This window comes from Rhodoferax sp. (assembly GCF_018063565.1).
GTDB lineage: Bacteria > Pseudomonadota > Gammaproteobacteria > Burkholderiales > Burkholderiaceae_C > Rhodoferax.
Genome location: NZ_JAGPBB010000004.1, coordinates 12594 through 34124, shown reverse-complemented (window position 1 = coordinate 34124; position 21531 = coordinate 12594). Strand labels below are relative to the sequence as shown.

The window sequence follows — 21531 nt, the reverse complement described above, 5'->3', positions numbered from 1 at the left end:
ATTGCCCCGGGATCAACGCAGCCGCAACGCTATTTTCCGGGGCGAATCACCACAATTTGCGCCAATTCACCACGTCGCACCAACAAGCCGATCGGTTTGGACTTGTCCACCTTGGCCAGCGCGGTCTCAAAAGATTTGATATCGGTCACCAGGAAGTTGCCCACTTGCATCACCACATCACCCTCCCGGATGCCTGCCCGGGCCGCATTATCCACAGCAGAGTCGACACGCACCCCACCCTGAATGGACAGTTCGGTCTTTTGCTCCTTGGTCAAGTCGCTCACTGCCAGGCCAATGGCCTGGCCAATCTTGGAGGTTTTGGGCGTTTCTTCCTTGTTGCCGGTTTTTTTGGCGGTTTTTTCGGCTTCGATTTCGGCCACCGTCACCGTCAGTTCCTTGGTGCTGCCACGGCGAAACACCGTCAGGGTACTCTTGGTGCCGGGCTTGGTGCCACCCACAATTCGCGGCAGGTCACTGGACTTTTCAACCGGCTTGCCGTCAAACTTGATGATGATGTCACCCGCCTCCACCCCCGCCTTGTCGGCCGGAGCGCCGGGCTCGACACTGCTGACCAGGGCACCCTGGGGTTTGCCCAGACCGATGGATTCCGCCACATCCTTGCTGACCTGCCCGATCTGCACACCAATGCGACCCCGCGTCACGCGGCCGCTGGCACGCAGCTGTTCACTCACCCGCACCGCCTCATCCATCGGGATCGAGAACGAAATGCCCATGGACCCACCCGAGCGTGAATAAATCTGGCTGTTGATGCCCACCACTTCACCGCGCATGTTGATCAGCGGGCCACCCGAGTTGCCAGGATTGATCGCCACATCGGTCTGAATGAACGGCAGGTACTCACCTGTGTCGCGCTGCTTGGCACTCACAATGCCAGCCGTCACGGTGTTTTCCAGACCAAAAGGCGAACCGATGGCCATCACCCACTCACCCACCTTGAGACGGCTCACGTCGCCCACCTTCACAGCCGGCAAACCGGTGGCCTCGATCTTGACCACGGCGACATCGCTGCGTTTGTCGGCACCGATGATCTTGGCCTTGAACTCACGTTTGTCGGTCAGCGTCACCACCACCTCGTCGGCACCCTCCACCACGTGCGCGTTGGTCATGATCATGCCGTCCGCAGTCAGGACAAAACCCGAACCTACGCCGCGTGGCTGCTCCTCGTCCTGCGGTTGTCCACGACGCGGATTGGCGCGCGGAATGTTGGGCATGGGCAGACCAAACCGGCGGAAAAACTCCTGCATCTCCTGCTCACCCGGGTTGCCATGGGGGGAGTCCGCACTGACTTTCTCGAGCGTCCGGATGTTCACCACCGACGGCCCTACCTGTTCCACCAGATCGGTGAAATCCGGCAACCCACGGACTTGCGCCAACGCCGAACCCACAGGCAACACTGCCACCGACAGCGTACTCGCCAGTGTCCCCACCAGTGTCATGGCGCGAAATTTCTTCCAGTTCAATTGAAGCATGTTCAACCTTTCCTTAAACAACAAACCGCTAAATAGGGGCTTACTTTTTTCTCTCAAGCCCCTGAACAAACACCTTGAGGGTCGGCACAGGCACCTCACCCACCGCAGTGAGCCACCACTCACCCAGTTGTCGCATCAGCACATGGGTGGCGCCCATGGCCATTGCTGCGTTTTGCTGCTCGGGCCGATGACGGGCCGCATCAAACGGCTCGATGAACAACGACACCGAGGCCAGGCCATCTGAAAACACACACTGCAAGGTACTGACCCCTGCTCCGGGCAGGTTCTGCGCCGAGCGCCGGTTGCAACTCATCGCCTTGAAACCTGGCGCCGTCGCGTTCAACCACCAGCCCTCCTGCTCCGCCGTGGTACCCAGTAGGGGCGCACGATGCACCTGGTAACCCTGGGTGTTTTCCATTTGGGCAACCAGCTTGGCCATCTGCACTGGTGCATTCAGCTGCAATTCGGAAAACGCCGCCTGCTCTAGCACCACCTGACGGTGATCCAGGGTTTGCAGCTTGACCACCAGCCCGGTCTGCAATTCAGTCCAGATCCGAAAACCAAAACGCATGTCATCCACCGGTGTCAATTGCGCCACCTCGGACACCAGTCCCGCCACGCGTTCGCGACCAATCACCTTGAGCTGGTAAAACTGCGCCACTGAGGAATCCGCGCGGCTCAACAAATCAGGAAACAGACCCAGTGACTCACGTCGCTCCTGGATGGCCTGCCGACTGCCAGGCCAGAAGGTCACCACCTGATCATTGCGCCGGTAAGTGGAACGCGGCTCGCCTGTCAAGGCTTCAACACGCTCAATCTGCTGCTGACCGTCACAGACATGCCAGATCCGCGAGGAAGACATGAACTGGCCGGTACTCACCACAAAGGTGCCGCTGTAGGCACGGCCCCTCGACGCGGCATGCAAACGCATCAACCATTGTTCCAGCGCCGGGCTTTGCACTCTGGCAGCCACCTGGCCTTGCGGCAATGGCGCTTGAGCCCAGGTCAGGGAGCACGCGCCAAGGAGAAGAGCCAACCCCAGCGCCAACGGCCAGCGCATCAACGCTTGCCCTCTTCAAAAGTGGCATTGCGCAAGAAACCCGAGGGCATTTGCAGGGCCGAGGTTCCACCAAACTGCCGGTGCGCCTGCAATAAGGCATCCAGCCGGGGGTCACGAATCATGGTCGCAGAACCGTCGGCACTGGCCTGAAGCACCAGGTCAGCGGGTGGCGGCGCACTCAAAACGGACTTTGACTTTGCCAACTGAGCCACAGCTGAAGTCCCGGCGGCTGGCCCGACCAGCAGATAAGCCTGCCAACTCAGAACGCCCACCACGGCGATCGACGCCAGCCCGGCAACACGGCGCCACCAACTGTCGTTTGTGGCTGGCAATTCAGGGTGAATTTTGCTTCCAGCGCTTATTGGTAATGCCTTGACTGCTATTAACTTTTCATCGTTCTGGGCCAGATTGCGGCGCAATCGCTGTACAAACGCGGCATCATGTGCCCTGGCATGATCGTGACCGGAGCGCATCACTTCACCCACCAGATGGTAGTGATCCCAGGTCTGGCGCGCATCGTCAGAATTATGCAGTTGCGCCATCGCACGGCTGAAAGCGTCACCCGTGAGTTGACCGTCCATCAGAAGAGAAACCATCTCAGCATTGGGTTCCAACGGTTTTGACATGTCTGCAAAGCCTTCCATCTACATTTGCCCAATCGGCACTACCAGCGCTTGCCGGTTTGTTTGTCGAGCATCGGTTTGATCCGTGCCGAGATCGCCTCACGGGCTCGAAAAATACGGGAACGCACGGTACCGATGGGGCAGTTCATCACTTCAGCAATATCCTCATAACTCAAGCCATCCATTTCCCGCAGCGTGATGGCTTGTCGCAAATCGTCCGGCAGTGCATCCAGCGCCGCATTAACCGCACGACCTATCTCTTTGGCCGCCAACACCGACTCGGGGGTTTCGTCTGAGCTTGGTTCACTTTTTGGCTGGAAAGTTTCATCTTCTTCTGCATTGCCTTGCAAGCTGGTTTGCGAAACCGTCGGATCGTGCTTGAGCTCCAGCAGAAACTTTTTGGCAGTATTGACCGCAATCCGATAAAGCCAGGTGTAAAACTGGGATTCACCGCGAAACTTGGGCAAGGCACGGTAGGCACGTATGAAGGTCTCCTGAGCAATGTCCTCGACCAGATCGACATCACGCACCATACGGCCAATCAGACGCTCGACGCGGCGCTGGTACTTGATGACCAGCAACTCGAACGCCGCCTGGTCACCGGCCACGGTGCGTTCAACCAGCATGTGATCGCTATCTGACGGACGCTCGCCCGGCAGGGCCGAGGTTGAAGTGGCGGAATCGTCGCTCATCCCGGCGCCCCGTCATGGCGGCCCGGTCGCCGCGCCAGTGCATCGGCGTGCGCGCTGTTCGCAGGAGAACGGGCGAAAAGGGCACGTCGCAAAGCCAGCCAACGCAAAGGGTCAGCAGCATGCTCAGGCCACACCCACCAGTCCGCCCGGTCGGCACTACCAGACAAACGAAGCAACAGCAGCCACTGAAAATCCAACGCCACCTCTGGTTTGACCGGCCGCGAGCGCGCCCCCAACACCCAGCACCAGGCCTCGCCGTCCCAGATCAGAGTCGCGGTGGGTGCGCTGTACCAGCGCCACCCTGCCACCACGACACCGAGCGACCAGATCAGCGCCGCAACACCATGTTGCCATCGCAAGGGGTCCGACTGGAGGACCCAGGCCGACAAAGAAAGTGCGCCTGAGCCAGCGATCAGCAACAGCAACAAGCCGTGAAAACGCGAACGCCCCATCGGGTAGCTGACCGCTGGGGCGCTGTGCATCGGCAAACCGGGATGGATCAGGCCATCCGCTTGAACACCAGCGAGCCGTTGGTGCCACCAAAGCCGAAGTTGTTTTTCAACGCCATCTCGATCTTCAGGTCACGTGCGGTGTTGGCGCAGTAGTCCAGATCGCACTCGGGGTCGAGATTAAAAATATTGGTCGTCGGCGGGCACTTCTGGTGATGCAGCGCCAGCACCGTGACCACAGATTCCAGGCCACCCGCACCACCGAGCAGATGCCCGGTCATCGACTTGGTGGAGTTGACCACGGTCTTGCGGGCATGCTCACCCAGTGCTGCCTTGATGGCGTTGGACTCATTGAGGTCGCCCAGCGGCGTGGAGGTGCCGTGCGCATTGACATAATCAATCTGGTCGGCATTGACACCCGCGTTGCGCATGGCAATTTCCATGGCACGGCGTGGCCCGTCCATATTGGGCGCGGTCATGTGACCCGCGTCGGCACTCATGCCAAAACCGGCCAGTTCAGCGTAAATCCTGGCACCCCGTGCCTTGGCATGCTCGTATTCTTCGAGCACCACCACGCCAGCGCCTTCTCCAAGTACAAAACCATCACGGTCCTTGTCCCAGGGGCGCGAGGCCGTACCCGGATCGTCGTTACGTGTGCTCAGTGCGCGCATCGCGGCGAACCCGCCTACACCCAGAGCCGAAACGGTGGCCTCGGCACCGCCCGCAATCACCACATCTGCGTCCCCGTACTCGATCATGCGTCCACCCTGGCCGATGCAATGCAGCCCGGTGGTGCACGCCGTGACGATGGCCAGATTGGGCCCCTTGAAGCCAAAGCGGATCGACACATGACCGGCGATCATGTTGACAATGGTCGAGGGCACAAAAAACGGCGAGATGCGCCGCGCGCCGCGTTGCACGAACTCGGTGTGCATGCTCTCTATCATCGGCAGACCGCCGATGCCGGAGCCAATCACGCAGGCAATGCGACAGGCCAAGTCTTCGCTGAGGGCATCTCCGGTTGGCAAGCCGGCATCGGCCACCGCCTGTGCCGCCGCTGCGATGCCGTAATGAATGAAGGTGTCCATGGTGCGCGCCTCTTTGGCGCTCATATAGGACTCAACGTTGAACCCTTTCACTTCACCTGCAATTTTGCAGCTGAAGCTCGATGCATCAAACTTGGTGATCGGGCCAATACCGGATTTCCCGGCGAGCAGGTTGGCCCAGGTGGCGTCAACCGTGTTTCCCACAGGACTGACACAACCCAAACCGGTAACAACGACGCGACGACGGGACATAGTGATGAAAAGTCAGGAGTTCGTCTGAGAAGGCCAGGTCCGCCAGGGACCCGGTTCGTGAACCGGAGCTACCACAAACAGACTGCCCCGCAGGACAGCTCGGTCAGGTGCCATGAACGCGCAGTGCAGCAAGCACCGCAGCCGCTCGCTCGCTTAGGCTTTTTGGTGCGTGTTCGCGTAGTCGATTGCGTTTTGCACGGTCGTGATCTTTTCGGCATCCTCGTCCGGAATTTCAATGCCGAACTCGTCTTCAAGCGCCATCACCAGTTCAACCGTGTCCAGCGAATCGGCACCCAGATCGGCCACAAAGGCTTTTTCATTGGTGACCTGGGATTCTTCCACACCGAGTTGTTCGGCAATGATTTTTTTAACGCGTGCTTCAATATCGCTCATGAGTTCCCTCAAAGGGTTGTAAAAAGATTGGAGATTTTAGCCGGGCCCGGGAGTTGCCTCTCAAGTGGCCAAAGAACGCTTGGTTCAGCCCGAAGTATGACACTACCACACACCATCCCGGGCCACATCGTTTCAGACCATGAACATCCCGCCATTGACATGGAGTTCCTGGCCAGTCACGTAGGCCGCCTGCGGCGATGCCAGATAGGCCACCGCGTGTGCAATGTCAGCCGGCTTGCCCAAATGCCCCAGCGGGATTTGCCCCAGCAGCGCCTTTTGCTGTTCGTCGCCCAGCGCAGCGGTCATGTCGGTTTCGATAAAGCCCGGCGCAATGCAGTTGACGGTGATGTTGCGCGAGCCCAGTTCCCGTGCCAACGCACGCGTCATGCCTGCCACACCCGCTTTGGCCGCCGCATAGTTGGCTTGGCCCGGGTTGCCGGAGGCACCGACGACCGAGGTGATGTTGACAATGCGTCCGTAGCGTTGCTTCATCATCGTGCGCATGACGGCGCGGCTCATACGAAACACCGCCTTGAGGTTGGTGTCGAGCACTGCGTCCCATTCGTCGTCCTTCATGCGCATGGCCAGGTTATCGCGCGTGATGCCTGCGTTGTTGACCAGGATCTGCAACCCGCCGTGTTCTTTGACGATGGCATCGATCAGTGCATCCACCCCGGCAGCATCGTTGACGTTGAGCAGACGCCCGCTGCAACCGGCAAACGCCGACAGGGTCTGGTTGAGTTTGACAGCACCGTCCTCCGAGGTGGCGGTACCGATGACCTTGAGGCCACGGCGCGCCAATTCCAGCGCAATGGCCGCACCGATGCCACGTGAGGCACCACTCACCAGTGCCACTTGCCCTTCAAATCTGATCTCACTCATGGTTCACGCCTCCAATTGGGATTTCGCCTCGGCCAGGCTGGCCGGATCAAATAGCGCCAGCCCCTGCATGTCGGCGGAAATGCGTTTGGTCATGCCCGCCAGCACCTTGCCCGGCCCACACTCAACCAGAGTGGACAGACCACGAGCGCCCAGCGCCTGCACACATTCAACCCAGCGCACTGGCCCAAAAGCCTGGCGAAACAAGGCATCGCGAATGCGCGATGCATCATGCTCAACGGACACATCGATGTTGTTGAGCACGGGAATCTGCGGCATGGCGAACTCAGTGGCGACCAGGCGTTCCTTCAGTTTGAGCGCGGCTGGATGCATCAGGCTGGAATGAAACGGTGCCGACACCGGCAGCGGCAGGGCGCGTTTGGCACCCTGTGCCTTGAGAGCCACGCAGGCTTGCTCTACCGCAGTTTTGGACCCGGCAATCACCGTCTGGCTCGGGTCGTTGAAGTTCACCGCCTCGACCACCTCCGCACCAGGCTGACCCATGCCGCTTGTCACCTCGGCACAGATGGCGATGACCTTTGCTGCTTCCATCCCCAAAATAGCGGCCATAGCACCCACGCCCACCGGCACGGCGTCCTGCATGGCCTGCGCCCGAAACCGCACCAAGGGGGCCGCCGCCGCCAGCGTCAGCACACCGGCTGCGACCAGCGCTGAATACTCACCCAGCGAGTGGCCTGCAACCGCCTGCGGTGCCACACCCACTTCGGCCATCCAGACCCGGTAAGCGGCCACACCAGCCACCAGCATCACCGGCTGGGTGTTGGTGGTCAGTGCCAGCGCCTCTTTGGGGCCATTCTTGATCAGCGCGCCGATGTCCTCGCCCAGCGCGTCGGACGCCTCGCCCAGAGTCGCCTGCACCACCGGGTGCTCACCCCACGCATCGAGCATACCGACCGACTGAGAGCCCTGCCCCGGAAAAATAAAAGCAAATGGTTTCATGGTCATCATTTGATAAAGAAATTAGCCTCTAGCGCTTATTCAGTATGTATTTTTAGTTACAACTCAAGTAGCACAGCGCCCCAGGTAAAGCCACCACCAACACCTTCAAGCAGCAAGGTTTGACCCCGCTTCACCTGTCCCTTGCGCACGGCGCTATCCAGTGCCAACGGGATCGACGCCGCCGAGGTATTGCCGTGTTGATCCACCGTGACCACCACCTTGTCCATGGGCAGTTTGAGCTTGCGCGCCGTGCTTTGCATGATGCGGATATTGGCCTGATGTGGAATCAGCCAGTCGATGTCAGCCTCGGTTTTGCCTGCCTTGGCCAACACCGCACGAGCCGCCTCATCAAGCACACCCACAGCCAGCTTGAACACCGCTTGCCCATCCATGTGCAACAACGGCACCCCCGACACCTGCCCACCGGCAACATGACCCGGCACACACAGGATGTCGGTGTACTTGCCATCGGCATGGATGTCAGTGGCCAGGATACCGGGCACATCAGAAGCCTCCAGCACCACTGCGCCAGCACCATCACCAAATAACACACAAGTGGTGCGGTCCTTGAAATCAAGGATGCGCGAAAACACTTCGGCACCGATGACCAAAGCCTTGTGCGCGGTACCGGTCTTGATCATCGCGTCGGCCACGGTCAGTGCATAGATAAACCCCGAGCACACCGCCTGCACGTCAAATGCCGCGCCGCCGCGCACACCGAGCTTGCCCTGCAGGATGCATGCGGTGGACGGAAACACCATGTCGGGGGTGGAGGTCGCCACAATGATCAGGTCAATCTGGCTGACGTCCACGCTGGCTGCGGCCAACGCCTGGCGCGCCGCCAGCAGGGCCAGATCGCTACTTTGTGTGCCGGCGTCGACAAAATGCCGCGCCCGAATACCGGTGCGCTCGACGATCCAGTCGTCGCTCGACTCGACACCCTGAGCGGCCAGTTCTGCCACAAGGTCAGCATTGGTCAGCCGCCTGGGCGGCAGACAACTGCCGGTACCGGTGATGCGTGAATACATATTCATGTTTGTAAGACTGGGCTCACACGTCAGGTCGGCACGTCGGCCGACACCAGCAAGGGGGCGGCATGGGCAATCCGCAGCTGAACGCGTTCGAGCAAATTGTTGCGGGCCGCATCATACGCGCGCGCCAAGGCAAAACTGAAAGCCAGCGCATCGGCAGAGCCGTGGCTCTTGAAAACCAGACCGCGCAACCCCAGCAACGCGCCACCGTTGTAACGACGATGGTCCATGCGCTTCTTGAGCGCCGCAATGATCGGGTACGCCACGACGGCGGCGGCTTTGGTAAGCAGATTGCGCGAAAACTCCTTGCGCAAGAAGTCAACAATCATGCCCGCCAGGCCCTCACTGGCCTTGAGCGCGACATTACCGACAAAGCCGTCACAGACCACGATGTCCACAGTTCCCCTGAAAATATCATTGCCCTCCACGTTGCCGTAGAAGTTCAGGTCGCCGGCGGCCGAAGCGGCGCGCAGCAGTTCACCGGTTTTTTTGATGACCTCGTTACCCTTGATCGCTTCTTCGCCAATGTTGAGCAGGCCCACCGTGGGGTTCTCATTGCCACTGAGCACGGACACCAGGGCCGATCCCATCACGGCAAACTGCACCAGATGTTCGGCCGCACAGTCAACGTTGGCCCCCATGTCAAGTACCGTGGTGCCCGAGCCTTTGGCGTTGGGTATCTGACCGGCAATGGCCGGACGGTCAATGCCATCCAGCGTTTTGAGCAGGTAGCGCGAAATGGCCATCAGCGCCGCCGTATTGCCGGCTGACACGGCTGCCTGGGCGGCACCGTCCTTGATCTGGCTGATCGCCACGCGCATGGACGAATCCTTCTTGCGGCGCAGTGCCACCTCCAGCGGGTCATCCATCAACACCACTTCACTGGCCGGCACCAGTCGCGCGCGCGCATGGGCGTAGCCCTTGAGGCTTTCAGGCAGGCCCACCACAATCAGCTGGGCATCGGGGTGCTGGTCCAAAAACGCCGTACAGGCCGGCAAGGTGACATGGGGACCATGATCGCCCCCCATGCAGTCGACAGAGATGGTGATCATGCAAGACTCAAGGAGACAGGAATCATCAGTAACAAGCCCGACGGTTCAGGCTGTTGAAGGAAAGTCGCAGAAACACAAAAGCCCGGGGCCACGCAAAAGGCAGCCTCGGGCCAGGGGCACCCGAACCGGATTCAGGCTTCAGACTTGGTCTTGAGCACTTTGCGACCACGGTAAAACCCGGTCGGGCTGATGTGGTGGCGCAAATGGGTTTCACCGGTGGTCGGTTCGACGGCAATACCGGGCACGGTCAAGGCGTTGTGCGAACGGTGCATACCGCGCTTGGAAGGGGATTTCTTGTTTTGTTGAACGGCCATGATCGGCTCCTGGAAGGCTAGGTGCCACCTTTCCGATCGATCAGATCACAGGCAGCTTGAGGTTGGTAAACAGCGCAGGCTGGACTTGCGCGAAAGCTGCTGAGTATAGCCGATAGTCGAGCCATAGATCGATGCATGCATCGCAAGTCAAACCGGGCTTGACTTCAATCGGTAGTTTTTCGCTTCAATTGCGCCAATGGTGCAAACGGGTTGGGCTTCTCATTGGCCTGAACAAAGTCCGGATCCATCGCGGCCAATTTGACCGGCACCGGGCAGACCTCGTGGCGCGCGATCAAGGGCAACGCCAACAGCACCTCGTCTTCGATCAAAGCAGACAGGTCAAACTCGCGGCTGATCACCAACAAGTCTTCTTCAGACTGATCATCCTGCGCCTCGGCATCGGCTTCACTGTCCACAAAACGGAAATGACGGTCGATGCAGACTGGCACCTCAACCGGCTCCAGACAACGCTGGCAGATCTGCGCCAACGCCGTATTCACCTGCAAATGCAAGCCACGCGATACCTGCCCAGCCTGATCCTGGTGTTGCGACAGATGGACCGACCAGCGAAGCGGGTTGTCAAGCCCGATCCCATGGGATTCAAGGCTGAGACGCTCCGAATGACGCAGCAGCGTCTGTCCTTCAAGGCGGGTGTTGGCCTGCGCGGCGTGCCGGATATCCAGGCGCGGGGGAAGCGTGTTGTCGTTCATGGTCGGCAGTGTAAGAGAATCCGGGTATGCCAAACCCTGACCCTCGCCCTCTGATCCTGGCGTCCACCTCGGTGTACCGCCGCCATTTGCTGGAACGCCTGCGCTTGCCATTCACCGTTGTTGCATCCCAGGTGGACGAGACACCGCTGCCCGACGAAACCCCCGCACAGATGGCCATGCGCCTGGCGCTGGCCAAAGCCCGGGCGGTGGCCCGGCAACATCCGCAGGCGGTGGTCATCGGATCCGACCAGGTCGCCGATCTGAACGGTCAGGCGCTGGGCAAACCAGGCAATCACGCGCGCGCTGTGTCCCAACTGCAGGCCATGCGCGGCCAGTTGGTGGTGTTCCAGACCGCTCTTTCGGTGGTGTGCCAGACCAGCGGTTTTGCCCAAACCGAGCTGGCCCAGGTCAAAGTGAGGTTCCGCCAGTTCAGTGACGCCCAGATCGAGGCGTACTTGCTGGCCGAAATGCCGTACGACTGCGCCGGCAGTGCCAAAAGTGAGGGACTGGGTATTGCCCTGCTGGAGCAGATCGACAACGATGACCCAACAGCGCTGATCGGCCTGCCGCTGATTCGCACCTGCCGCCTGGTCGAGGCTGCCGGCATCCGGGTGCTCTGAATATGTCTGCCCCGTCCACTGATCCGTCGAAGGGCCGCCTGTACCTGGTGCCTTCCCCGCTGGATTTTAGCTGTACCGAAGCCCCTGAGCTGCAAGCCACGCTGCCGCTGGGCAGTTTGCAGCACGCCGCCGCACTGTCACACTGGATCTGCGAAAACGCCAAGTCGGCACGCGCCTACCTCAAACGCATCAACGCCATCGTGCCTTTGTGTCAGCCGATTCAGCTCATGTCGCTGGTCGAGTTGCCCCACGCCGTGCACAAAAAGGGCGACCACCGAGGCAACTTTGACGCCCGCCCCCTGCTTGAGCCGGCCCTGCAAGGACATTCGATGGGTCTGCTCAGCGAAGCTGGCATGCCCGCCGTGGCCGACCCGGGGGCCTCGGTGGTGCGCGCCGCCCATGACTTGGGCATTGCGGTCTACCCGCTGGCAGGACCGGTATCGCTGCTTTTGGCGCTGGCTGCGAGCGGACTCAATGGTCAAAACTTCGCTTTTGTCGGTTATCTCCCACAAGACCCAGGCCTTCGGAGCAAGCGCATTTGCGAGCTCGAAAACCTTGCTGTGCGTACCGGTCAGACCCAATTGTTCATCGAAACCCCTTACCGCAACCAGGCGCTGCTACAGGCACTGATTCACGGTCTGCAGCCCAACACCCGGCTGGCCGTGAGCAGCGGGCTGACCTTGACCCGTGCGCAAAACATCAGCCTGAGTGTGCGGGAGTGGAAACAAAGGACCACGCCACTGGACACGGATACACCGGTGGTCTTTGCCATTGGCCCCTGATGCTCTTAATTAAATAGCTACCACTAATTATCCAGCATGCGCTGGAGGCAAATATTTATCGCAATATTGCGGAGGCCCGCAGGGCTTGCACGGCACCGGCCCCCATGGCGGCACCAAAGCGCTTGACCAGACGTTCGGCCACGTTCTCGCGGCGTGTGTAGTCGATCAGTTCCTCCGCCTTGACCACCTCACGTGCCACATAGTCCAGGCTACCCAGTTGATCCGCGAGACCCAGTTCGATCGCCTGCTGACCACTCCAGAACAGGCCACTGAAAGTCTCGGGTGTTTCCTTCAACCGATCACCGCGACCGGCTTTGACCACGTCGATGAACTGCCGGTGAATCTGGTTGAGCATGGACTGGGCAAAGGCTCGCTGCGTCTCGGTTTGTGGGCTGAATGGATCGAGAAACCCCTTGTTTTCACCGGCTGTCATCAGGCGGCGCTCGACGCCGAGCTTTTCCATCAGGCCGGTAAAGCCGAATCCGTCCATTAGCACCCCGATGCTGCCCACAATGCTGGCTTTGTCGACGAATATCTTGTCGGCTGACACGGCAATGTAATAGGCCGCCGAGGCACACGACTCCTCCACCACCGCGTACACCGGCTTTTGATGCAAGGCCTTCAGCCGGATAACCTCGTCATTGATGATGCCGGCCTGCACCGGACTGCCACCCGGCGAGTTGATCAGCAATACCACGCCCTGCGCCCCGGCATCCTCGAAGGCTGACCGCACCGCCGACACCACCAGTTCTGCACTGGCTTCGGTGTCGGATGAAATCTCCCCGTGAATGGCCACCACGGCCGTGTGCGGCGTAGTGACATTCTGACTGGCCCCCCCCTGGTTAAGACCGAGCCACACCAGCGCAATAAAAAAACCCAGCCAGGCCAGTCGCACAAAGGTGCGCCAACGCCGCGCCAATCGCTGCTCGTGCAGGGTGGCAAACGCCAGTTTCTCCAGAGTGGCACGCTCCCAGCCGGGGGTTGAACTGATGCCGTCGCCGACCTCAGACTTTGCAGGCTTGTCAGCCGTTGATCGCGGCACCGGGTTTTGGGTGAAGTCGCCAGCGTCTGGCAGGGTGCCACCGTTTGGATCAAGAGGGTCTGTCATGGGCTGAAGCCGGGTTGAAATTTATCGGAAGTATGCCAGTACACCACACCATCGGCTTCACTGGTTTCAATTTTGATCAAGCCACCGCGACACGGCCCCAGACTGCAGTGGCCCGTTTGTGGCGCGTACATGGCCCCATGGGTGGCGCACATCAGCCAGTGCCCGGTACTGTCGAAAAACTGGTTGGGCAGATAGTCCATCTCCATCGGCACATGACTGCAGCGGTTCAGGTACGCGTACACCACACCGGCGTAGCGCACCGCGAAAGCCGAGCACGCCTGTGTGTGATACTCCACCTCAAAAGCAACGGCAAGGCCGCTGTCTTCAAGCGCACCGGAAGGACACAGGCGAATGCACCGGTGCGGCACCGGCTCAGCCATGGCGTTGCAACCAATCGTCGAGTTGCGACACCGTATGCGCCACATACATGGGCCCGAGTTCGGCAAAAGCCAACGGATCGTGCGCCCCATAACTGACCGCCACACTGGCACAACCTGCATTTCGCGCCATCTGCAAGTCGTGTGTGGTGTCGCCCACCATCAGGGTGCGCCCAGGCGGTACGTCAAACTCGGCCATCAGTTCCTTCAGCATCAAGGGATCGGGCTTGCCAGCGGTTTGGTCTGCGGTCCGCGAAGCATCAAAGCGTCCCGCCAACGCCACCGTTCCAAGCGCCTCATCCAGCCCCCGGCGACTCTTGCCAGTGGCGACGGCGAGCCAATGGCCACGGGCCTTGAGTTTGTCGAGCATCGACAGGATGCCGTCAAACAGGCAGATTTCATGTTGAATGGCAAAGTAATGGTGTCGGTAACGGTCTGCCAGTTCCGGGTAACGGTCCTTGGGCACATCGGGCGCTGCGTGCGCCAGCGCCTGCATCAAACCCATGCCAATCACATACGAGGCCTCCTGATCGGTCGGCACCGTCCCCCCTACATCACGCACGGCGGCCTGAATGCAGCGGGTGATGATGGCGGTTGAGTCAAACAGCGTGCCATCCCAATCAAAGGCAATCAGGTCGAAGTGTCGTGTGATCATGAGGTTTCCGCAGGCAGTAGCAATGGATCGGCGGCATGGCCTGGCTCGTCGCCACTGGCAGACGAACCGAGCGCGGCGCTGGCAAACTGGGCCAATTCCGCCGGCAACTCAGCCAGCAGTTCCAGACGCTCGCCCGTGACCGGATGATTGAACTGAAGCCGCCAGGCGTGCAAAAACATGCGCTTCAGGCCAGCTTGCCCGGTGCCCGGCCGCGCCAGGGTTTTGTTGCGCTCAAAGTCGCCATATTTGTCATCTCCCAGAATGGGGTGACCTGCGCTGGCCAAATGGACGCGAATCTGGTGTGTGCGGCCGGTCTTGATGGTGACTTCGAGGAGCGAGCAAGTCGGTCCCGAAGCCCGCACCTTCACCAAAGTGACAGCGGGCATGCCGTCCGGGTCGTCGCGCGACACCACCTTGACCCGCCGCTCCCCCGCCTGTCGCTCGTCGTCACCGGCCAACAGGTACTTGTGCAAGGGCTTGTCCAGCACTTTCAGCCGGGCTGGCCAGGCTCCGCTCACCAGAGCCAGGTAAGTTTTGCCAGTTTCCCGTTCCCGGAACTGGTCCTGCAGATGCTTCAGCGCGCTGCGCTTTTTGGCCACCAGGAGGATGCCACTGGTTTCACGGTCGAGCCGGTGCACCAGTTCCAGAAACCTGGCCTGCGGGCGTGCCATACGCAACTGCTCGATCACGCCGAAACTGACCCCGGAGCCACCGTGCACCGCCACGCCAGCGGGTTTGTCGATGGCCAGCAGATGATCATCCTCGAGCAGCAGCGTGAAGTCGCGCAGCGGCGCACCACGCGCCACCTGAGCCTGCATGGCTTGCTGCTTGTCAGCCACCCGCCCGGAAATGCGCACCGGTGGAATGCGCAGCAGGTCGCCTACGGCTAGCCGCGCATCCACCGCCACACGACCCTTGTTGAGCCGCACCTCGCCGCCACGAATCATGCGATAAATGTGCGTTTTGGGCACCCCTTTGAGCACCCGTAACAAATAGTTGTCCACGCGCTGCCCGGCAGTATCCTCGTCGATACACACGGTTTTCACAGCAGGGGGATCAGGAGCAGGATTGCCCCCTATAATGACTTTCACTGGCGCGGTGATGTAAGTGGTTGATTTAACTGAAAAGTCTTCAGTGTTGCGGTGAAGTTTAGTTCACCGGTTGACAACCCGCTACCCACCTCGGCAGAAAAGTCGGTACCACCTGACACCTGGTTTGCAGATTTTTGGCCCATCGGCCCAGAATGGCAACACAGGTGACCGGTCAAGACGACGCCTTGAAACCCTGAATCGGAATACCCAAAATTCACAGCAGCCTGCTGTGAATGGAATGAAGCGTTTATGTTTGTGTTGATGTCCCTGGTGTGTACTTGCCTGCAGCGCAAACCCGCGTTGTTTACGGGCTCACATCTGGCATCTGCGCCCGTCAAACGGGCGCCAATAGCTATTTATAAGATAGCAAATCCAACCCCAGACCCGATCGCTCCCCTCCACGCGCCAACACCCAGACTCATTGTGTGAGTCCGGGTTCTCCGGCTGTTTCCTCGTCATTTCATAGCGTGCGTTTGTGTATCAAAAGCTCCCAGTGAGCAATGGTTTGATATTTGAATTGAAGGAACGCGAATCATGAAGCGCATGCTAATTAACGCCACACAAGCGGAAGAACGCCGCCTGGCGGTGGTGGACGGGCAAAAATTGCTCGACTACGAAATCGAAATCGAGGGGCGCGAACAGCGCAAGGGCAACATCTACAAGGCCGTGGTGACACGCGTCGAACCCTCGTTAGAAGCCTGTTTTGTTGACTACGGCGAAGACCGTCACGGCTTTTTGCCGTTCAAGGAAATCTCGCGCCAGTATTTCCAGGCGGGTGTGGCGGTGAGCCAGGCGCGCATCCAGGACGCCATCAAGGAAGGCCAGGAGTTGCTGGTTCAGGTCGAAAAAGAGGAGCGTGGCAACAAGGGAGCGGCGCTGACGACCTTTGTGTCATTGGCCGGACGCTATGTGGTGCTGATGCCCAACAACCCGCGTGGCGGTGGGGTGAGCCGCCGCATTGAAGGCGAAGACCGCGCCGAGCTGAAAGAAGCGCTGGATCAGCTCGAATACCCCAACGGCATGAGCATCATCGCGCGCACCGCCGGCATTGGCCGCAGCGCCCCTGAATTGCAATGGGACCTGAACTACCTGCTTAAACTCTGGGCGGCCATCGACGGCGCAGCCAAGGGTGGCAAGGGCGCGTTCCTGATTTATCAAGAGTCGAGCTTGGTAATTCGCGCCATTCGCGATTACTTCAACCACGACATCGGCGACATCCTGATCGACACCGACGACGTGTACGACCAGGCGCAGCAGTTCATGGCGCATGTGATGCCCGAGCACGCCGCGCGCGTCAAGCGCTACCGCGACGACGCGCCGCTGTTCAGCCGCTTCCAGATCGAGCACCAGATCGAATCGGCCTACGCCCGCACCGTCACATTGCCCAGTGGCGGCGCCATCGTCATCGACCACACCGAAGCGCTGGTGTCGATCGACGTCAACTCGGCGCGCGCCATCAAAGGCGGCGACATCGAAGAAACCGCCACCCGCACCAACCTCGAAGCCGCAGAAGAAGTAGCACGCCAGGCGCGCCTGCGTGACCTGGGTGGCCTGATCGTCATCGACTTCATCGACATGGAAGAAAGCCGCAACCGCCGTGACGTGGAAAACCGCCTGCGCGACGCGCTGCGCCAGGACCGCGCCCGCGTGCAGTTTGGCACCATCAGCAAATTTGGCCTGATGGAAATGAGCCGTCAGCGCCTACGCCCGGCTTTGAGTGAAGGGGCCTCCATCCCCTGCCCGCGTTGTGGTGGCTCAGGTCACATCCGCGACACCGAATCGAGCGCGCTGCAAATCCTGCGCATCATTCAGGAAGAGTCGCTCAAGGACAACACCGCTTCGGTGCTGTGCCAGGTGCCGGTCGAAGTGGCATCGTTCCTCTTGAACGAAAAGCGCACCGAGATTGCCAAGATCGAGCTCAAGCAGCGTATCAACGTGCTGATGGTGCCCAACAAGTCGCTGGAAACGCCCAACTACAAGCTCGAGCGCCTGAAACACGACGACCCGCGCTTAGACAACATTACCGCCAGCTACAAGATGGCCGAAGAAGTCGAGGACGCCACCGCCGTCACGCGCCGCTCACAAGAGCCAACCAACCGCCAGACGCCGGTGATCAAGGGTGTATTGCCCGACGCGCCGGCGCCCGTCGTACCTGCCAAGCCCGAGCCAGTGGCAGCACCCGCGCCTGTCGCACCGCCCTTGGCAGCCACGCCACCTGTGATCGAAAAGGGCTTCTTCGGCTGGATCAAGAATCTGTTTTCAGTTGCCCCAACCCCGGCACCTGCACCCCAGGCTCCGGTGCAAGCTGTTCCCACCGAAACTCGTGCCCCGCGTGAGGGGCGACCACCGCGGGACAACAGCCGCCGCAATGAACCCCGGTCGGACCGCCCGGACAGCCGAGGCCCTCGCCCTGACTCGCGCGGTGGTCGCAATGAGCGTAGCGAGCGCGGCAACCGTGGCGATCGCAACAACCGAACCGATCGCCCAGCACCGGCACGCGAACGGCAGGAGTTGCAAGCCAACGCCAGCAGCCCGGAAGCAGTCATCAACGAGGGCGGTCCTTCGATCGCAAACACCGAAACAGTGCGAACCGAGAACAAGGCCGACCGCAGCAATCGCAATGGCAGTCGTGGTGAGCGCCGCCCGCCACGCAACAGCCGCCCGACAGAAGATTCGCGCCCCGAGGGCAACGACATGGCTGAAGAAGGTGCCACTGCACCTGCTGAAGCACCCGTGGCCGAATCCGATGGCAGCAGTCGCAACGAGGCCGCTCCGCGTGAAAAGCGCTCGCGTGACCGTTACGGGCGAGACCGCAAATCGCGCAGCGATCGCGGCAGTCTGCCGGACGATGGTCAATCCACCCTGCCCTTGGAGTCCGCCACCCTGGTGTCAACGCAGGAGGAGGCGCAGGATGTGCCACGCAAGTCCTACTTCAGCGTGCCAACCGTTGCCGCCGAAACCGACGCTCTGGCGGTAGCGCCAGCTGAGGCACAACCCGTGCCACCCGGTGCCGATGTCTCCAATGCAGACGACTTGCCGGTCACTGTGATTGCACCGGCCAACCTGGCCCCGCCACTGCGCTTCTTGACCCGGCCTGCTGAGGCATCCTCGACGCCATCACCCATGCCAGAGGCAGTCGTCACCACCGGCACCAACGCCGCGCCCGTGGAAATTGCCCCTGCCATGCCCAAGGTGCAGCCCTACGCGCTGCCGCTGGACGCGCTGATGCAGATTGCACAAAATTCTGGATTGATGTGGGTCAACTCGGACAGCGCCAAAGTGGCCCAGGTGCAAGCGGCCATTGCCGCCGAGCCGCAACCGGTTCATGTGCCGCGTGAACGGCCTGCAGCAACCCCACAGGATGAGCGCCCCTTGATTCTGGTGGAGACCAAACGGGATCTGCGCCACATCGAATTGCCCTTTGAACGCACTGACAAGGTCGAATAAGCAGGCGTTTCAGTATCAAAGGGGCACTGAGTGCCCCTTTTTTTTGCCATCCGTTAAACACCGGATGGGCGGACAGCGGCGGCTGCCGGTGCGCCAAAAAAGCCTCTGCGCACCAACCCCAGGTGACTGCTGGCCTTGTTGCCCCCGCCACGCCGGGCAAAGTTCACCGCCATCTGGGTTTTCTCAAGAGCGCTTGCCGGTGAATCGTCGGCCATCACACTGGTAAAGCCGCAGCTGACAGTAACCCGGCCCACCCGTGCAAAGTTGAATTTTTCAACATTGGCACGGAAGCGGTCAAACGCCGACAGTACCAGCGCTTCGTCCGGGCAGTGCATCAAAACGCCAAAGTCCTGTCCGCCAAAGTGGTACAGGCGGTCGTAAGTGCGAAAGGTATTGCTCATGATGCGTGCCACCAGTTGCAGCACGTCTTCCACCACCGCCCGACCATGTCTGTCATCGATCAGCGCGTAGTTGTCAACACAGGCCGAGCCCAGCCAATAATTGACGGGCACCCGATGGCGTCGCTCCTGCCCGGTCACGTCCGGCGACAGTGGAGCCGCGGTGGCGCCGTCCAGGTCTTCCAGCACGGCACTGTAAAACGCGTCGTCAAGCGATTTGCGATTCAACAGTCCGGTCAGTGGATCCCGGTCGCTGTACTCCAGCAGCGTGTACATATTGCGGTAAATTCGGCGCAGGTCGTCCACCAGCCGCAGGTCGTCAGGCTGCAGCGCGGCGTCTGAATGCAACTCCAGCACCCCCTGATCATCGCTGCGCGAAGCTGAAAACAATGGCAACATATTGACACGGGGACCGTCCGGGCCGGCCCAGGCAATTTCAACCCGTTCACGGGTCTGCAGGCACTGCAGACGGTCACTGGCGTCCTCGAGTTTGACCAGCGACTGAAAATCCACACGCAGCGGGTCGATCACCCGCCCGCCGCCTTTAGCATCCAGACGGGCCACTTCAAGCCAGCGTTGCACGCCCTCCTCGCGCATGACGCGCGCAATCACAATCCGGCTGACCGGCAACAAGTCGATCAACGCCTTGGACAAGGTAAGCTCCAACAGATCGCGATCGCGATGGTCGGTCAGTTTGACGATGTGTTCGATGAATGTGGTCATGCACAAATCATAGACTTGAAAGCGCCCCGCGTCACGCAAAGAACTCGCGCCAACGCGGGCTTCCTGCGTCTTTGTTGATCCGCATCAGGACTTGCGCAGCAAGGTTGCCTGTGAGGCGTTTCGCCAGGCCTGTGCGGCTTGCACCTCGTCGCCCTGCCGCTGCGCGAGCTCCGCCAGCATCTGCCAGCCGCGCGACAGCAGACCGGCGTCGCTCAAACGTGGCAGTGCCTGGCGGATGAGTTGCTGCGCTTTGCCCCACAACTCCAGATGCAGGCACGCCACCCCGGCCAGATACTGAAGATTGGCATCACCCGGCCGCTGACGCTGTGCGTGTTCGATGCGCGACAGCCATGGGGTGTCCATGGTGTTGCGTGAGCCTGAGAGCCCGTTTTCCATGACGCGTATCAGCACCACCGCCTGCTCCTGACTCAAGCCGTCACCGTTCACCATATGCTCCCAGACCGGCAGCAACCAGCCAAACGCCGTGTGCACGTCGCCACCCAATCGCAGCAAACGCCCGGCGGCCACCGTGGCCACCTCGGGCATGACCTGTTCGGCTGTTTCAAGCCGCGACCAGATGGCGCCAAGGCGCTGCGGCTCATTGGCAGTCTGCAGCCACTCCACTGCCAGTGCCCGCACCAGGCTCTGCGCTGCCGTCGGCGGGAACGCCCGGTGTTTGATCAACAGCCGCGCTGTCTCCAGTGCCGTTTCGATGCGACCAGCCAAACGCGCCACCTTCAAACGCAACCGCAGCGCCACCGTGCGTCTGGCCACGCCCGAGGGCAGTTGTTCCAGCCACTCCAGCGCCACGCCGGCACTGCGGTCCTCCAAAGCCCAGCGCACCGCGCGCAGCAACACCCCCTCGCGGGTGCCACTGGCATCGTGCGACGACGCCTGTTCCAATGCCGCCTGAAAATGCTTCTCACGGGCGGATTTGTCTTGTAGCGCCTGCGCGCTCTCGGCTGCCAGCAGATGTGCCAGCACCCGCAATCGGGCCGCATCGGTGCTGCTGTCGCCGTGGCGTGCCATGGCCGAGTCCCGCGCCAGCACCAGCTCGGCGGCCTTGCGGGCCCGGATGAAACGACCGGCAATCAAATGCGACAAGGCGTCCAGCAAGGCCGAGTGGATGACCCGCTCCTGATGCCGCAGCCGCCAGGTCTGCGCCTGCTGCGGCATTGCCAAAAGTGCCGCCAAGGCCCTCAAAGCCAGGTGCAGCAGCAAAAACAGCAGCAACAGCAACAGCAGCACAAAATTCAGCGACAGATCGACCCGGTGCGGCGGCCAGTACACGGTGATGGTGGCACCGTTACCGCTGGCGAACAGGGCCAGCGCCACCGCCACACCGAACAAACCCAGCAGCCAGATGGCAGCACGCATCG

Annotated in this window: 22 protein-coding genes; 3 read left to right on the top strand and 19 right to left on the bottom strand. The window is 60.7% G+C overall.

What is annotated here, in order from left to right; translation table 11 throughout:
* Positions 1-29 precede the first annotated feature (29 nt).
* From KBF66_RS01875 to KBF66_RS01815, 13 genes are all read right to left on the bottom strand, one after another.
* Complete coding sequence (locus KBF66_RS01875) at positions 30-1490, bottom strand: DegQ family serine endoprotease (RefSeq protein WP_296651280.1); 1461 nt, start codon at positions 1488-1490, stop codon at positions 30-32.
* Between the two features lie 40 nt (positions 1491-1530).
* Entirely contained in the window at positions 1531-2550 is a 1020-nt protein-coding gene (locus tag KBF66_RS01870) for a MucB/RseB C-terminal domain-containing protein (RefSeq protein WP_296651277.1), read from the bottom strand.
* The gene (locus KBF66_RS01865; protein ID WP_296651274.1) at positions 2550-3176 is read right to left on the bottom strand and encodes a sigma-E factor negative regulatory protein; all 627 of its coding nucleotides are present in this window, start codon (positions 3174-3176) and stop codon (positions 2550-2552) included. The genes KBF66_RS01870 and KBF66_RS01865 overlap by 1 nt, the downstream gene beginning before the upstream one ends.
* A 38-nt stretch (positions 3177-3214) precedes the next feature.
* A complete protein-coding gene (gene rpoE / locus KBF66_RS01860) occupies positions 3215-3865 on the bottom strand; it encodes an RNA polymerase sigma factor RpoE (protein ID WP_296651271.1) in 651 nt (216 codons plus the stop codon).
* Complete coding sequence (locus KBF66_RS01855) at positions 3862-4347, bottom strand: hypothetical protein (protein ID WP_296651268.1); 486 nt, start codon at positions 4345-4347, stop codon at positions 3862-3864. Before KBF66_RS01855 ends, rpoE begins: the two co-directional genes overlap by 4 nt.
* Before the next feature lie 17 nt (positions 4348-4364).
* Complete coding sequence (gene fabF / locus KBF66_RS01850) at positions 4365-5612, bottom strand: beta-ketoacyl-ACP synthase II (protein ID WP_296651265.1); 1248 nt, start codon at positions 5610-5612, stop codon at positions 4365-4367.
* A gap of 153 nt (positions 5613-5765) precedes the next feature.
* Positions 5766-6005 carry an acyl carrier protein gene (gene acpP, locus KBF66_RS01845; protein WP_003058049.1) on the bottom strand — a complete coding sequence of 80 codons (240 nt, stop codon included), beginning with the start codon at positions 6003-6005 and terminating at the stop codon, positions 5766-5768.
* A gap of 132 nt (positions 6006-6137) precedes the next feature.
* Positions 6138-6887 (bottom strand): 3-oxoacyl-ACP reductase FabG, encoded by a 750-nt coding sequence (gene fabG / locus KBF66_RS01840; RefSeq protein WP_296651261.1) that lies wholly within the window; start codon positions 6885-6887, stop codon positions 6138-6140.
* A gap of 3 nt (positions 6888-6890) precedes the next feature.
* The gene (gene fabD, locus KBF66_RS01835) at positions 6891-7844 is read right to left on the bottom strand and encodes an ACP S-malonyltransferase (RefSeq protein WP_296651258.1); all 954 of its coding nucleotides are present in this window, start codon (positions 7842-7844) and stop codon (positions 6891-6893) included.
* Positions 7845-7900: 56 nt separating this feature from the next.
* Positions 7901-8878, bottom strand: a complete 978-nt coding sequence (locus tag KBF66_RS01830; protein ID WP_296651255.1) for a beta-ketoacyl-ACP synthase III — start codon at positions 8876-8878, stop codon at positions 7901-7903.
* A gap of 23 nt (positions 8879-8901) precedes the next feature.
* Positions 8902-9927: a phosphate acyltransferase PlsX gene (gene plsX / locus KBF66_RS01825; protein ID WP_296651252.1), complete on the bottom strand. Its 1026-nt coding sequence runs from the start codon at positions 9925-9927 to the stop codon at positions 8902-8904.
* A 131-nt stretch (positions 9928-10058) separates the two neighbouring features.
* Positions 10059-10241 carry a 50S ribosomal protein L32 gene (rpmF, locus tag KBF66_RS01820; protein WP_294768470.1) on the bottom strand — a complete coding sequence of 61 codons (183 nt, stop codon included), beginning with the start codon at positions 10239-10241 and terminating at the stop codon, positions 10059-10061.
* Between the two features lie 164 nt (positions 10242-10405).
* Positions 10406-10951 carry a YceD family protein gene (locus KBF66_RS01815; protein ID WP_296651247.1) on the bottom strand — a complete coding sequence of 182 codons (546 nt, stop codon included), beginning with the start codon at positions 10949-10951 and terminating at the stop codon, positions 10406-10408.
* A 26-nt stretch (positions 10952-10977) separates the two neighbouring features.
* On the opposite strand from KBF66_RS01815, the gene KBF66_RS01810 reads away from it, so the two are divergent.
* Both KBF66_RS01810 and KBF66_RS01805 read left to right on the top strand, forming a co-directional pair.
* Positions 10978-11571, top strand: a complete 594-nt coding sequence (locus tag KBF66_RS01810; protein WP_296651244.1) for a Maf family nucleotide pyrophosphatase — start codon at positions 10978-10980, stop codon at positions 11569-11571.
* 2 nt (positions 11572-11573) lie between these two features.
* Positions 11574-12353, top strand: coding sequence for an SAM-dependent methyltransferase (locus KBF66_RS01805; protein ID WP_296651241.1), 780 nt, complete (start codon positions 11574-11576; stop codon positions 12351-12353).
* 55 nt (positions 12354-12408) lie between these two features.
* Here KBF66_RS01805 and KBF66_RS01800 read toward each other — a convergent pair whose 3' ends face one another.
* The 4 genes from KBF66_RS01800 to KBF66_RS01785 are packed head-to-tail and all read right to left on the bottom strand — an operon-like array spanning position 12409 to position 15584.
* On the bottom strand, positions 12409-13461 hold the full coding sequence (locus KBF66_RS01800; protein WP_296651237.1) for a S49 family peptidase: 1053 nt from the start codon (positions 13459-13461) through the stop codon (positions 12409-12411).
* Positions 13458-13841 (bottom strand): Rieske 2Fe-2S domain-containing protein, encoded by a 384-nt coding sequence (locus KBF66_RS01795; RefSeq protein WP_296651233.1) that lies wholly within the window; start codon positions 13839-13841, stop codon positions 13458-13460. The genes KBF66_RS01800 and KBF66_RS01795 overlap by 4 nt, the downstream gene beginning before the upstream one ends.
* The gene (locus KBF66_RS01790) at positions 13834-14493 is read right to left on the bottom strand and encodes an HAD-IA family hydrolase (protein ID WP_296651228.1); all 660 of its coding nucleotides are present in this window, start codon (positions 14491-14493) and stop codon (positions 13834-13836) included. The genes KBF66_RS01795 and KBF66_RS01790 overlap by 8 nt, the downstream gene beginning before the upstream one ends.
* The gene (locus KBF66_RS01785) at positions 14490-15584 is read right to left on the bottom strand and encodes an RluA family pseudouridine synthase (RefSeq protein ID WP_296651224.1); all 1095 of its coding nucleotides are present in this window, start codon (positions 15582-15584) and stop codon (positions 14490-14492) included. Before KBF66_RS01785 ends, KBF66_RS01790 begins: the two co-directional genes overlap by 4 nt.
* Before the next feature lie 534 nt (positions 15585-16118).
* On the opposite strand from KBF66_RS01785, the gene KBF66_RS01780 reads away from it, so the two are divergent.
* Positions 16119-19031 (top strand): Rne/Rng family ribonuclease, encoded by a 2913-nt coding sequence (locus tag KBF66_RS01780; protein WP_296651220.1) that lies wholly within the window; start codon positions 16119-16121, stop codon positions 19029-19031.
* Between the two features lie 53 nt (positions 19032-19084).
* Here KBF66_RS01780 and KBF66_RS01775 read toward each other — a convergent pair whose 3' ends face one another.
* Positions 19085-20152, bottom strand: a complete 1068-nt coding sequence (locus KBF66_RS01775) for a diguanylate cyclase (RefSeq protein WP_296651215.1) — start codon at positions 20150-20152, stop codon at positions 19085-19087.
* 84 nt (positions 20153-20236) lie between these two features.
* Complete coding sequence (locus KBF66_RS01770; RefSeq protein WP_296651213.1) at positions 20237-21529, bottom strand: heme biosynthesis HemY N-terminal domain-containing protein; 1293 nt, start codon at positions 21527-21529, stop codon at positions 20237-20239.
* Between the last annotated feature and the right edge of the window lie 2 nt (positions 21530-21531).

Bases quoted from the DNA above. Each gene is read 5' to 3' on its own strand.
- fabG (WP_296651261.1), bottom strand. From the start codon at position 6,887: ATGAGTGAGATCAGATTTGAAGGGCAAGTGGCACTGGTGAGTGGTGCC.
- KBF66_RS01815 (WP_296651247.1), bottom strand. From the start codon at position 10,951: ATGAACGACAACACGCTTCCCCCGCGCCTGGATATCCGGCACGCCGCG.
- KBF66_RS01855 (WP_296651268.1), bottom strand. From the start codon at position 4,347: ATGCACAGCGCCCCAGCGGTCAGCTACCCGATGGGGCGTTCGCGTTTT.
- fabF (WP_296651265.1), bottom strand. From the start codon at position 5,612: ATGTCCCGTCGTCGCGTCGTTGTTACCGGTTTGGGTTGTGTCAGTCCT.
- KBF66_RS01775 (WP_296651215.1), bottom strand. From the start codon at position 20,152: ATGACCACATTCATCGAACACATCGTCAAACTGACCGACCATCGCGAT.
- KBF66_RS01830 (WP_296651255.1), bottom strand. From the start codon at position 8,878: ATGAATATGTATTCACGCATCACCGGTACCGGCAGTTGTCTGCCGCCC.
- plsX (WP_296651252.1), bottom strand. From the start codon at position 9,927: ATGATCACCATCTCTGTCGACTGCATGGGGGGCGATCATGGTCCCCAT.
- rpmF (WP_294768470.1), bottom strand. From the start codon at position 10,241: ATGGCCGTTCAACAAAACAAGAAATCCCCTTCCAAGCGCGGTATGCAC.
- KBF66_RS01790 (WP_296651228.1), bottom strand. From the start codon at position 14,493: ATGATCACACGACACTTCGACCTGATTGCCTTTGATTGGGATGGCACG.
- KBF66_RS01780 (WP_296651220.1), top strand. From the start codon at position 16,119: ATGAAGCGCATGCTAATTAACGCCACACAAGCGGAAGAACGCCGCCTG.
- KBF66_RS01870 (WP_296651277.1), bottom strand. From the start codon at position 2,550: ATGCGCTGGCCGTTGGCGCTGGGGTTGGCTCTTCTCCTTGGCGCGTGC.
- fabD (WP_296651258.1), bottom strand. From the start codon at position 7,844: ATGAAACCATTTGCTTTTATTTTTCCGGGGCAGGGCTCTCAGTCGGTC.
- KBF66_RS01770 (WP_296651213.1), bottom strand. From the start codon at position 21,529: ATGCGTGCTGCCATCTGGCTGCTGGGTTTGTTCGGTGTGGCGGTGGCG.
- KBF66_RS01800 (WP_296651237.1), bottom strand. From the start codon at position 13,461: ATGACAGACCCTCTTGATCCAAACGGTGGCACCCTGCCAGACGCTGGC.
- KBF66_RS01875 (WP_296651280.1), bottom strand. From the start codon at position 1,490: ATGCTTCAATTGAACTGGAAGAAATTTCGCGCCATGACACTGGTGGGG.
- acpP (WP_003058049.1), bottom strand. From the start codon at position 6,005: ATGAGCGATATTGAAGCACGCGTTAAAAAAATCATTGCCGAACAACTC.
- KBF66_RS01810 (WP_296651244.1), top strand. From the start codon at position 10,978: ATGCCAAACCCTGACCCTCGCCCTCTGATCCTGGCGTCCACCTCGGTG.
- KBF66_RS01795 (WP_296651233.1), bottom strand. From the start codon at position 13,841: ATGGCTGAGCCGGTGCCGCACCGGTGCATTCGCCTGTGTCCTTCCGGT.
- KBF66_RS01805 (WP_296651241.1), top strand. From the start codon at position 11,574: ATGTCTGCCCCGTCCACTGATCCGTCGAAGGGCCGCCTGTACCTGGTG.
- KBF66_RS01865 (WP_296651274.1), bottom strand. From the start codon at position 3,176: ATGTCAAAACCGTTGGAACCCAATGCTGAGATGGTTTCTCTTCTGATG.
- rpoE (WP_296651271.1), bottom strand. From the start codon at position 3,865: ATGAGCGACGATTCCGCCACTTCAACCTCGGCCCTGCCGGGCGAGCGT.